The sequence below is a fragment of the Rahnella sp. GSA61A genome (genome assembly GCF_019969905.1).
Lineage (GTDB): Bacteria > Pseudomonadota > Gammaproteobacteria > Enterobacterales > Enterobacteriaceae > Rahnella > Rahnella aceris.
Window position 1 is genome coordinate 150,918 of record NZ_JAHXYO010000003.1, and the last position, 12,300, is coordinate 163,217.

Consider the following 12,300-nt stretch of genomic DNA (forward strand, 5'->3'; position numbering starts at 1 on the left):
TCAATATCCTTTATCGCGGTCGACCACGCCGACCATGCTTTCACCGCGCTCATAGCGGCGAATATTCTCCAGCAGCGCTTTGACCGCACTCTCCGGCTGGGTCTGGCTGGCAATATGCGGCGTCAGCCAGATGGCAGGATGCTGCCAGAAGGCATGCCCGGCGTGCAGCGGTTCCGGCGCGGTGACATCAACCACCGCCGCGCTCAGTTGCTGGCTGTCGAGTGCCCTGATTAAATCGTCGTGATTGAGTTGCTCCCCACGCCCGACCTGCACCACCGCCGCGCCGGGTGGCAACTGGCTGAAGAGTTCGGCATTGAGCATCCCTTCGGTGCTGGCGGTGAGCGGTAGCAGGCAAATCAGGATATCGCTGCGCGCGAGGAATTCGTTAAGGCGATCGTTACCGGCAAAGCACTGCACGCCGGGCAGATCGCGCGGGGTGCGGCTCCAGCCGGCACAGTCAAACCCGAGCGCCACCAGCGGTTTCAGCACCGCTTCCCCCAGCGTGCCGAGGCCCATCACGCCGACGCGTCGTTTTCCTGCAGTGTGTACCGGATGCGTCTGCCAGAGCCCCGCGCGCTGCTGCTGCAGGTAGCGCGGCATATCGCGATGCAGGCCGAGCACGGCAAAGGTCACATACTCCACCATGCCGCTGGTCAGCCCCGGCTCGATCATCCGCACCACCGGCAACTCCGGTGGCAGGCTGGCGTAATTGAACTGGTCGGCTCCCGCACCGACCGAAAACAGCACTTTCAGGTTGGGAAACTGCTGCATGATATTGTCCGGCGGCACCCATGCCACCAGATACTCGACCTCTTCCGGATTGCCAATCTCCGGCCACAGGCGGAAGCTGGCCGCCGGGGCCATCTGCGCCACCAGCGCGGCCCACTTCTGCCCGCGCTCGGGTTCTGATTTATAGACAATATTCATCACGCCATCGCCTGGCTCATCAGCCCGAATGCCTGCATACCGCTGCTTTCCGGCTGCCACGGCTGCCCTTTCACCATGGTGGTCGGGGCGTCCACTTCCACCAGCCCCAGCTCATTCAGCCACGGGCCAAGCCCGGCAGAACGGTCGGTATCAATACGCACAAACTGCTCGCTCATGCCGCTCAACAGTTCGCTGACCAGCAGTCTGGCGTTGGCGAGGTTGCGCGCCACGACCGGCCCGATGGCATAGCCGTGGCCAAAGCGGCGCAGGATGGCGAACCCGGCGGCGGTGCCGTTCTCTTCCAGCACCACAAAACGTTCGGCGCTGTCGAGCAGATGGGTGATTAACAGCGGGCGATGCTGGCCGTGCGCCTGGCGGTCGAGCGCGGTCAGCACCGCAGCATCCTGCACGCCAGCGCTGCGAATGCTCTGCTGCGGCCCGCAGGGAATGGCGGGTACCGCCGCCAGCTCGCGACACTGGTGCTGCTCCACATGGCCGGTGGCGACAAAGCCGAGTTTTTCATACAACGGCTGCCCGGCAGCGGTGGCGTGCAGGCGCACATTGCTGCCTTCGAGTTTTGCCAGCGCCGCCTGCATCAGCTGTTTGCCAATGCCGCGCCCCTGCTGAGCGTCATCGACAATCACCAGGCCGAGGGTGGCGTACTCCTTGCCCCAGCGCCAGAACAGGATCGTGCCGACCAGCGCACCGTTCTCTTCCGCCACCAGCCCGTCGCCCAGCAGCAGCGCCTGCTGCCAGTCAGCGCGACGGTGCGGCCATTTGAGCCGCTGCGTGAGCGCGAAAGCCGCATCGAGATGGGTTTCATTCATTGCTTTGAATTCAAGAGTCATCACTGTTCCTTACATCATGCCCGGCGCATCAAGGCCGGAACCGTCAATCAGGCGTTCATAGCGGAACGGCTTCGCATCGACAATCGGGGTATCGTGGGTGGCGAGATCGGCTGCGAGGCGCCCGGCACCGGGGCCGATACCAAAACCGTGTGCGCTGTAACCCGCCGAGATAATCAACCCCGGCAGCTTGCCGACGGTGGAGATCACCGGCACTGCGTCCGGCGTGCTGTCGATCATTCCGCCCCACGCCTGCTCAAGGCGCACGCCCGCCATCGACGGGAACTCGTTGCGCATCGCGGCCAGCCCCTCCTCCACCATCGCCATATCCGGGCGCGGGTCGAGGATGCGCACTTTTTCAAACGGCGACACGCCATCCATCTGCCAGCGCGCCAGCGATTCCGGGCCGCTGATAAACGGACTGATACCGAGGTTAATCGTCAGATTTTTGCGCCGCGCTTTAAAAGTGGGATAGAACTGACGGGCGTAGCGCAGCCCCTGCGCACCCGGCTCCAGGCGACCACGGCCGGAGACGGAAACGGTGTAGCTGCCGTCAAGCTGCGGGCGGCAGGCAAAGCCCGGCGTATACAGCGGCAGCGCAATTTTCTGTTCGATGGGTGCGGTGCGGAACGCGGTGCCGATCACGTTACCCAGCGGCAGATCGATGCCGTGACGGCGGCAGAACATGGAAGTCCACGCCCCACCCGCGCAGATCACGCTGCTGGTTTTGATCAGGCCGCGCTCGGTCACTACGCCGCTGACTTTGCCGTTGGTGATATCCAGACCGCGCACCGCGCACTGCTGGAATACCAGCCCGCCGAGGCGCTGTGCGGCAATCGCCAGGCCCGGTGCCGCCAGTGACGGCTCCGCGTGGCCGTCCGTAGGTGAAGAGACGCCGCCCAGCCAGCTGCTGGAGCTGCCCGGCGTCATCTCCTTCGCGCGTTCGGCGGTCAGGATTTCGCTGTGGAAGTCATAGCCTTTCGCCATGGTGTTCCACGCTTCCCAGGCGTTGATGTCGGCCTGATTTTTGGTGGCATACACCAGACCGCTGCGGCGGAAGCCCAGCTCTTCGCCGGTCTCCTCGCCCAGTTCGGCCCAGCGTTGCAGGGCATATTTGATCAGCGGCAGTTCGCGCTCGTCGCGGTTCTGCTGACGGCACCAGCCCCAATTGCGGCTCGACTGTTCGCCGCCGACCAGGCCTTTTTCAATCAGCACCACGCTGACCCCTTTTTTTGCCAGTTCATAGGCTGCAGCCGCCCCGGCAATTCCGGCACCAATCACCACCACATCCGCTGCCGGTGGAAAATGTGGGCTGTCCTGTACGTATCGAATCGGTGCTGGCATGTTGTTCCTTACCTGAAAATTTTTGTCTGTATTGCGGGCGGACCGAAAAAAAAGGTCCCCCCCTACATATGACTCATCGTCGTGGTCAACCCGCGAAAATGTATCTGCTTACAACGCGATATCGCTTTCCTGGTGCTCGTCGAGCCAGCCCTGGCGCAGCTCCGGCACGGCGCGTTTCAGCCGCTCATAGTACAGCTCGGTCGATGGCTTGTCGTAATCGGCGCGCGCCACCTGAGTCACCATACGGCCATTTTTCACCACGATAATTTCGTCACACACCGAGCGCACCGCGTGCAGGTCGTGGCTGATAAACAGCACCGACAGGCCCAGCTCGCGGCGCAGTTCGGTGATCAGATCCAGCACTGCGGCGGCCACCACGGTATCCAGGGCCGAGGTCACTTCATCACAGAGGATCAGGTCCGGTTCGGCGGCCAGCGCACGTGCCAGGTTGACGCGCTGCTTCTGCCCGCCGGACAGTGACCACGGCTTGCGCCACAGCACATTGCGCGGCAGGCGAACGAGGTCGAGCAGCTGCAACATACGCTGTTCGAGCGCCGCGCCGCGCAGGCCGTGGAACAGCTTCAACGGGCGTTTGAGAATGGTTTCGATGGTGTGCGCCGGATTCAGCGCGGTGTCCGCCATCTGGAACACGTACTGAATGCGGCGCAGCTCGTTTTCCGGGCGCTGATGCATATCCCCGGCAATGTAGTGACCGTTAAACAGAATATGGCCGCCGCTCGGCTTGTTCATCCCGGCTATCGCGTGCGCCAGCGTGGTTTTGCCGGAGCCGGACTCGCCGATAATGCCAATTGCCTGGCCGCGATACAGCTTGAAGTTAATCTCTTCGAGGATCTTAATCTTCGGCTGCCCTGCACTGTCGAGGGGGCCGTAACCGGCACAGAGATCGCGCACCTGCAGCAGCGGCTGCACTCTCTCATCCTGCTCCTGCCATGGGCTGGGGCGGGCTTTCTGCTTCGCCGCTTCCAGCAGCAGATGGCTGTACTCCGCCACCGGAGCGCGCAGCAGCTGCTCGGTGGTGCCGTATTCGGCGATGTTGCCCTTCAGCAGCACCAGGATCTTATCCGCCATCTGCGCCACCACCGCCAGATCGTGGCTGACGTAGATAGCGGTGGTGCCGCGCTGGCGCACCACGCGGCGGAACGCCTTGAGCACTTCTACCTGCGTGGTCACATCGAGCGCGGTGGTGGGTTCATCAAGGATCACCACTTCCGGGTCGCTAATCAGCGCCATCGCGGTCATCAGGCGCTGCAGCTGCCCACCGGAGACCTGGTGCGGATAGCGGTCGCCGATGGTTTCGGGGTTGGGCAGCGCCAGCTCGCGGAACAGCTCAATCGCTTTGGTTTCGGCGTCGGCGCGGCTCATCACCCCATGGATCACCACCGGTTCGACCACCTGGTCCATGATCTTCATCGCCGGATTAAACGAGGCGGCGGCACTCTGGGCGATATAGGCCACTTTGTTGCCGCGGAACTGACACAGCTGCGACGGCGTTAACGAAGTGACGTCGGTCCCGGCAACGTGTACCGTGCCCCCGGCAATCTTACAGCCGTGGCGCGCATAGCCCATTAACGCCAGCGCAATGGTGGTTTTCCCGGAGCCGGACTCGCCGATCAGCGCCAGCACTTCGCCCTTCTGCACGGTAAAACGAATATCGGAAACCAGGCTGATTTCATGCCCGTCGTCGGCGCTGGCGGTGACGCGCAGATTCTCGACCGACACCATCGGTGTGGATGCGTGTGACGTAATATTCATGCAACCCCCTTGGCGACCACGGTTAATGAACGCATGGACTGTAAGCTGTCGATAAACAGGTTGGCGCCGATAGTCAGGCTGGCAATCGCCACCGCAGGCATCAATACCGCTGGGGAGCCGTCAAACAGCCCCTGCAGGTTTTCGCGCACCAGCGTGCCCCAGTCGGCATACGGCGGCTGTACGCCAAGGCCGAGGAAGCTCAGGCCGCTAAGCAGCAGCACGATGTAGACAAAACGCAGGCCGAAGTCGGTGAGCATCGGGTGCAGCATATTCGGCAGAATGTCGTGGATAGCCACATACAGGCGGCTCTCGCCGCGCAAACGCGAGGCCTGAACATAGTCCATCGAGCGCAGGTTCGACGCCATGGCATAGGCGATGCGATAAGCGCCCGGCCAGTAGGTAAACATCGCGGTAATAATCAGCATCGGCAGCGAAGACCCAAACACCGCGACGATCATCAGCGCCAGGATTTTGCCCGGCAGTACCAGCATCGCATCGTTGATACGCCCGAGGATCTCCTCCAGCCAGCGCCCGGCGACCGCCGCCAGCAGAGCCAGCAGCGTACCCACCAGGCTGGCCAGCAGCGCGGCAGTCAGCGCCAGGCCGATGGAGTAGCGCGCGCCGAACAGAATGCGGCTGAAGATATCGCGCCCTAGGTAATCGGTGCCGAACCAGAACTCGCGGCTGAAGTCACCGAACAACGGACCGCCGCCGATATCTTCAAGATTGTGCGGTGCCAGCGCAGTGCCGAATACCGCCATAAAAATCCAGAACACGGTGATCAGTAGGCCGATACGGCCGCTGACGGAGAGAGATTGAAAGAAGCGCCACGGCAGCGTGAGTGTGTTCATCAGCCCCTCCACTTAGGATTGAACGCAATAGTCAGAACATCAGCAATCAGCAGCAGCACCAGGTAGCAGACGGCGAAGAACATCACGCACAGCTGCACTACTGGCAGGTCGCGGTTGCTCACCGCATCGACCATCTGGCTGGCCAGCCCGGGATAGCTGAAGATACTTTCGATAATAATTACCCCACCAAACAGGTAGGAGAGGCTGAGGGAGATGGCGTTGGCAATCGGCCCGACCGCGTTAGGCAGCGCATGGCGCAGCATGGCACGCAGCGGGGAGACGCCTTTCAACAACGTCATTTCCAGGTAAGGGCTGTCCATCTGGTTGACGATAGCGGCACGCGTCATGCGCGCCATCTGCGCCACCACCACGCAGCACAGGGTCATCACCGGCAGCGCGAAGGTGCGCAGGAAGCCGAGGAAGTCCTGATGCGTGGAGCCGAGCGACATCGCCGGCACCCAGTGCAGCTTGACGGCGAAGATGATCACCGCCACGGTCGCCACCAGAAACTCCGGCACCGCCACCACCGCCATGGTGCTGACCACCAGCGCCCGATCCAGCAGCGAGCCGCGCTTCATCGCGGCAGTAATGCCGATAATCAGCGCGACCGGCACGGAGACCAGCGTGGTAGTCGCTGCCAGCTGGAAAGTCGCAGGAATACGCTGTGCCACCAGTTGCGTAACCGGCAGGTTACTGGCGAACGAGGTACCGAAATCGCCCTGAAACATTCCGGCCAGCCAGCTGAAATAACGCATGATCAGCGGCTGGTCCAGCCCGAGCTGCTGGCGCAGGGCCGCCACCGTTTCCGGGGTCGCCGACTGGCCAAGGATCATCTGCGCCGCATCGCCCGGCAGCATGCTGGTGATAAGAAACACCAGCGCCGAGACAATAAGCAGCGTAAGTAAACCCGACCCTATGCGCCGGAGTATCAGTGTGAGAATGTATCGGTTCATCGCCGTTCTCCTGCTCAATATTTAGGGATTAAGCCGACAGCCATGCGAACTCATGGAAGCGGTAACCCATCATCATGCCCGACGGCCAGGCCTCCACCCCTTTCACCTTGTTGCTACAGCCATCCATGGTACTGATAAAGGCCGGGATCAATGTACCGCAGTTGTCATACACCAGCTGCTGCATGTCGCCATACATCTGCTTGCGTTTCACCTGGTCGCTCTCGCCACGGGCGGCGGTGACCAACTGGTCGAACTGGGCATTTTTCCAGCCGGATTCGTTCCACGGCGCGGAGGACTGATAGAACTGGGAGAACAGCATATCCAGCGTCGGGCGCGGGTTTACCGAGCCGTAACCGACCGGATCTTTCATCCAGTGAGCTGACCAGTAGCCGTCGTACGGCACACGGCGTACTGAGACGCTAAGCCCGGCGCTGCGCGCTATCTGCTGTAACAGCTGACCGCCTTCCACTGCCCCTTCGATATTCGGGGTGGTGATCACTTCCACTTTCGCGCCGACCATGTTGGCTTTTTTCAGGTGGAATTTGGCCTTGTCGAGATCCAGCGGACGCTGCGGGATATCTTTGTTGAACATCGGGTGCCATGGCGGAACCGGGGTGTCGTTACCGACGGTGCCGAAGCCCTGCAGCACGGTTTTGACAATCATTTCACGCGGCTGCAGATACTTCATCGCAAGCACGAAATCGGGGTTGCTGCCGGGTGCCTGGTCGGTACGGATGATCAGGTCGCTGTACATGCCGGACTTACTCTCCATGATGGTGAACTGGCCGTTCTGCTTCAGGCGTTTCACATCATTGGCGGAGAGCGTGGAGACGATATGCAGGTCGCCGGACATCAGGGCGTTAACGCGGGCCGCCGGGTCGGTGACACCCATCAGCTCCACTTCGTCGAGGTGCGGCAGGCCCGGCTTCCAGTAGTTTTTGTTCTTCGCGCCGGAGGTACGCACGCCCGGCTGGAACTCTTTCAACACGAACGGCCCGGTGCCGATGCCTTTACTGAAGTCTTTGGTGCCGTCCTGCACAATCAGGAAAGAGCTGGTGGAGAGGATCGACGGCAGGTCAACGTTGGCCTGTTCCAGCACGATGGAAACCTCCTTCGGGCTGACCGCTTTAATCTCTTTCATCTGGCTGGCGAGGGTGATCACCGTCGAGGCCACCGCCGGGTCTTTATGGCGGCTGAGCGAGTAAACCACATCGGCTGCGGTCAGGGCTTTACCGTCGTGGAAGGTGACGCCCGGGCGCAGTTTGATATTCCAGTTGATGCCGTCAGTGCTGTCAAAAGATTCCGCCAGCGCCGGCTGCGCCTTAAGGTTTTTATCCAGCTCGGTCAGGCCGCTGTAGAACATAAACTGGCGGCAGTAGTCGCCGCTGTTGCTGCCTTTGGCCGGGTCGAGGGTATCGCTGGCCGAGGCATTCGCCACCGCCGCGCGCAGTTTGCCGCCCATCACCGGGGTTTCCGCTGCGAAGCTGAACTCCGGGAAACCGATAAGGCCGGTACTCATCACCGCGCCTGCGGACAGCAGCTTCATCATGCCACGTCGTGAAATCGCGACATCCGTAATCACCTGGGTCAAATTCGGGTTAACACTGCTAAATTCTTTGCGAAATTTACTCATCTGCACACCCTCAAAAAAATTAATAACTCTTTGGATCCCCTAAATAATTCGAGTCGCAGGAAGGCGGCGACACAGCGAATCCCCAGGAGCTTACGCCAGTAAGTGACTGGGGTGAGCGAGGAAAGCCAACGCATCTGCGGTTCGAAGTATGGCGGGGATCATGAAAAACGATCCTTCGCTTTGTAGTACAGTCCAGCAACAGGCAGGAACCACGGTTTGCCAAAGTAGCCGGGAACCGCAGGCCAGGCGCTGCGCTGCCAGGGGTTGTTATTGGCTTTTTCTGCTACCAGGTCCGCCATGACCCGGCCCATCCACACCGACATCTGCGTACCGTGACCGCTGTAGCCGAGCGAGTAGAACACCCCTTCGTGCTCACCCGCGTGCGGCAGGCGGTCGGCGGTCATATCCACCAGTCCGCCCCAGCAGTAATCAATCGGTACGTCACCCAACGTCGGGAACATCTTCTGCATCCCGGCTTTCAGCACATCACCGCTTTTCGCGTCTGAGGTCGGGCTGCTGATGGCGAAACGCGCACGGCCACCAAACACCAGACGCCGATCGGCAGTGGTACGGATGTAATTGCCCAGATTGAGCGAGGTGACGTAGGTACGGTCACCCGGCAGGATCTGCTGCAGTAACGATTCGGACAGCGGCGCGGTCACGGTGACAAAACTGCCAACCGGAATAATGCGGCGCTGGAACCAGTCAAACGGGCCGATATTGGAGCAGCCGGTCGCCATCAGCACTTTCTCGGCGACAATATCGCCCTGGGCGGTGCTGACGCGGTGACGGTAGCCGTTGAGGCGCGTCAGCCCGGTCACGGCGCGCTGCGGATAGATGGCGGCACCAGCACGGGCAGCCGCTTCTGCCAGCCCAACGCCGAATTTGCCCATATGCATCTGCCCGCCGTGGCGCTGCAGCAGCCCGCCGTGGAATGACGGCGAATCGATTTCACGCTTCACATCCTGGCTGCTGAGAATTTCAACATCCGGATCAACATGGCGCTTCATCATCTCGCACGCCGCCACCAGCGACGGCATATGTGACGCCTTACTGGCCAGTTTCAGCTTGCCGCAGCGGCGGAAGTCACAGTCGATCTGCTCGTCAGCCACCACGCTCTGCACGTAGTCGACCGCATCGGCAAACGCCCGGTAATAGCGGGTCGCCTGCTCAACGCCCTGGCTCTCCACCAGCGCCGAGAAGTTCTGCGCCACGCCGGTATTACAGTGGCCGCCGTTGCGGCCAGATGCCTGGCTCATCACCTCGCCCGCTTCCAGCACCACCACGTTCACTTCGCTGCGCGCCAGAGTCAGCGCCGCCGAGATGCCGGTAAAGCCACCGCCAATCACCACCACATCGGCGGTCGCAGGCAGATCGCCCGTTTTTGCACCGGTGAATACGGGTGCTGTTGCCTGCCAGAATGATTCCAGTTTCATCGCCCTGCTCCTCTGAGGCCTACAGCCCTACCACGCCCGGAAGTCCGCCAATATCTTTAATCTCGGTGTACTCATATGCCGGGTTACCCGGACCGTGACCGCGATTAACAAACACTTTGTTTTTGATGCCGAGGTCATAAGCGGTCATCAGGTCGTAACGCAGGCTGCTGGAGACGTGCAGGATCTCGTCCGGCCCGCAGTTCAGCTTGTTGAGCATGTATTCGAACCCCTTCATCTGCGGCTTATAGGCGCCAACTTCTTCGGCGGTAATGGTCATATGGATGGGGGCGCCAAGACGTGGCACGTGGTTTTTGATCAGCTCATCGGTGGAGTTGGTCAGCAGCACCAGCGGGAACTCTTTGGCGACAATCGCCAGGCCAGCCGGAACGTCCGGGTGCGGTCCCCAGGTCGCGCAGGCGGTCATCACCGCAGCACAGTCCTGATCGGTACACTCGACGCCCCATTTATTACAGGTCCGGTACAGCGCGTTGGCCACCACCAGCGGATAAAGTTTGAATGCCCCCAGCACTTCGTCCATACGGTAGGAAGAGAAATCAGTGGTGAAGGCCTCCATACGTTCCGGGCTGATGCGATCGGCGAAGATGGCGGCAGCAGCACCGGCCATATCGAAGTTGATCAGCGTGCCGTAACAGTCGAAAGTGATGAATTTCGGTTTAAACACAGCCATTACGCTACCTCTTCAGAGTTCGGTTTAAGGATGAAAAACAGTGGCTAGAAGTCGATCAGTACGCTTTTATAACGCTGGCAGGCTTCAAACGCCTGGCGGCCCAGATCTTTACCGATGCCGGAGCCGTGGAAGCCGCCGGTCGGGATAATAAAGTCGCCGGAGCGGCCATAACGGTTGATCCACACGGTGCCGGCGGCAATGCCGCGCATCGCCCGCAGCGCACGGTCAATATTTTTGGTGTGTACTCCGGCACACAGGCCGTAGGTCGGGTGGGAAGCCAGCGCCAGCCCTTCGGCTTCCTCATCAAAGATTTGTACGGTCAGCACCGGGCCGAAGATCTCCTCCTGCACAGCCGGGTTGTCGTTAGCCACGCCCGCCAGCAGCGTCGGCTGCCAGAAGAACCCTTCGCCGGTATCGGCAAAGCGCTGCCCGCCTACCAGCACTTCCGCTCCCTGCTGGCGGGCGCTGTTGACCACCGAGGCCACCTTCGCGGCCTGGCGCCGATCAATCATCGGCGCATAGCGGCTGCTCTCGTCCCAAGTCACACCAGCCCGGAAACCCTGGCACAGCTCAATCAGTTTGCCGATCAGCGCATCGTGCACGCCGCGCTGTACAATCAGACGCGTCCCGGCGACGCAGGCCTGGCCGCCGTTGGCGGTAAAACCACGCAGGATACGCCCGGCCACCTCAGTGATATCGCCGCAGTCGTCGAACACCAGCTGCGGACTTTTGCCACCCAGCTCCAGCGTCACCGGCTTCATACCGTTAAACGCCGCGTCGCTCATGATGCGTGCGCCGGTGGCCGTTGAGCCGGTAAAGGAGACTTTGCGCACCAGCGGATGCGCCACCAGCGCGCTGCCGGTCACCGCGCCGCCGCCCTGAATAATGTTCAGCACTCCGGCAGGCAGGCCCGCCTGCACGGCCAGTTCGGCCATGCGCACGGTAGAGAACGGCGTCAGCTCTGAAGGCTTCAGCACCACGGCATTTCCTGCTGCCAGCGCCGGGCCACATTTCCACGAGGCCATCGACAGCGGGAAGTTCCACGGCGTAATCGCCCCGATCACCCCGTAAGGTTCCGGTACCAGCATGCCGAGACTGACATCGCGGGTCGGCAGCACGTCGCCGCTGTATTTGTCGGCGCACTCGGCATAGAAGCGAATGGCTTCGGCAGTAAACGGGATCTCGTGATTGACCACGTCATAGATAGGGCGCGTTGAGCCAAGCGACTCCAGCTGTGCCAGCAGCGGATCGACCTCAATCATGTCCGCCCAGCGCTTCAGTACCGCGCCGCGCTGACGCGGCGGGCAGCTGGCCCAGCCGCTGTCACGGGCGGCAGCATCCGCCACGCTCACCGCCTCATCCACCAGCGCCGCATCCGCCTGATACAGTTCACCCGCCAGCAGGCCATCGGAAGGACGCTTAACCGCCAGCTGCTCACCCTGCCCGCGAATATGCTTACCATTAATGAAATGTCCTGCGGGCAGTGCGATTTTATCCGGGTCAAAACTAAGCATGGAGTTTTCCTTATTTAGCCTGCTAACTAATGCTTTCTGGTACTGAGCAATATTGCATTTGTATTAAGTAATGCAGAAAGCATGCCAGCCCTGTGAAAAATAATAATGCGTAATAACGGGGTGAAAAAAATTTTGTGCCGTAATGAAGGTGTTTTTTTTCCTGTTAAGCCGATTATTTAAATAGATGATTTTCATCATAAAACGAATGCACCACCGTCGTGAATTCGATACTAACCTTGCACCGATTAAGCGCAGGAGTTTTGTGAGAATTTGATTAACCCTCGGAATTAATTAAAAAAAAGGCCCGCACCTTTTCAGTGTGTGGGCCTCAGTGAT

Annotated in this window: 10 protein-coding genes; all 10 read right to left on the reverse strand. The window is 60.7% G+C overall.

Annotated elements, in window-relative coordinates; translation table 11 throughout:
- The 10 genes from LC431_RS04970 to LC431_RS05015 all read right to left on the reverse strand — a co-directional run bounded on the left by LC431_RS04970 (nucleotide 1) and on the right by LC431_RS05015 (nucleotide 11,964).
- Nucleotides 1–927, reverse strand: coding sequence for a glyoxylate/hydroxypyruvate reductase A (locus LC431_RS04970; protein WP_223509348.1), 927 nt, complete (start codon nucleotides 925–927; stop codon nucleotides 1–3).
- A complete protein-coding gene (locus tag LC431_RS04975; protein ID WP_223509349.1) occupies nucleotides 927–1,775 on the reverse strand; it encodes a GNAT family N-acetyltransferase in 849 nt (282 codons plus the stop codon). The genes LC431_RS04970 and LC431_RS04975 overlap by 1 nt, the downstream gene beginning before the upstream one ends.
- Nucleotides 1,776–1,784: 9 nt before the next feature.
- A complete protein-coding gene (locus LC431_RS04980; RefSeq protein ID WP_223509350.1) occupies nucleotides 1,785–3,116 on the reverse strand; it encodes an FAD-binding oxidoreductase in 1,332 nt (443 codons plus the stop codon).
- A gap of 108 nt (nucleotides 3,117–3,224) precedes the next feature.
- Nucleotides 3,225–4,889: an ABC transporter ATP-binding protein gene (locus tag LC431_RS04985; RefSeq protein ID WP_223509351.1), complete on the reverse strand. Its 1,665-nt coding sequence runs from the start codon at nucleotides 4,887–4,889 to the stop codon at nucleotides 3,225–3,227.
- Complete coding sequence (locus tag LC431_RS04990; RefSeq protein ID WP_223509352.1) at nucleotides 4,886–5,740, reverse strand: ABC transporter permease; 855 nt, start codon at nucleotides 5,738–5,740, stop codon at nucleotides 4,886–4,888. Before LC431_RS04990 ends, LC431_RS04985 begins: the two co-directional genes overlap by 4 nt.
- Nucleotides 5,740–6,693: an ABC transporter permease gene (locus LC431_RS04995; protein WP_223509354.1), complete on the reverse strand. Its 954-nt coding sequence runs from the start codon at nucleotides 6,691–6,693 to the stop codon at nucleotides 5,740–5,742. Before LC431_RS04995 ends, LC431_RS04990 begins: the two co-directional genes overlap by 1 nt.
- A 28-nt stretch (nucleotides 6,694–6,721) precedes the next feature.
- A complete protein-coding gene (locus tag LC431_RS05000; RefSeq protein WP_223509356.1) occupies nucleotides 6,722–8,326 on the reverse strand; it encodes an ABC transporter substrate-binding protein in 1,605 nt (534 codons plus the stop codon).
- A 158-nt stretch (nucleotides 8,327–8,484) separates the two neighbouring features.
- Nucleotides 8,485–9,762, reverse strand: coding sequence for an FAD-binding oxidoreductase (locus tag LC431_RS05005; RefSeq protein ID WP_223509358.1), 1,278 nt, complete (start codon nucleotides 9,760–9,762; stop codon nucleotides 8,485–8,487).
- 19 nt (nucleotides 9,763–9,781) lie between these two features.
- Nucleotides 9,782–10,450, reverse strand: a complete 669-nt coding sequence (locus LC431_RS05010; RefSeq protein ID WP_223509359.1) for a haloacid dehalogenase type II — start codon at nucleotides 10,448–10,450, stop codon at nucleotides 9,782–9,784.
- A gap of 44 nt (nucleotides 10,451–10,494) precedes the next feature.
- A complete protein-coding gene (locus LC431_RS05015) occupies nucleotides 10,495–11,964 on the reverse strand; it encodes an aldehyde dehydrogenase (protein WP_223509360.1) in 1,470 nt (489 codons plus the stop codon).
- Nucleotides 11,965–12,300 lie beyond the last annotated feature (336 nt).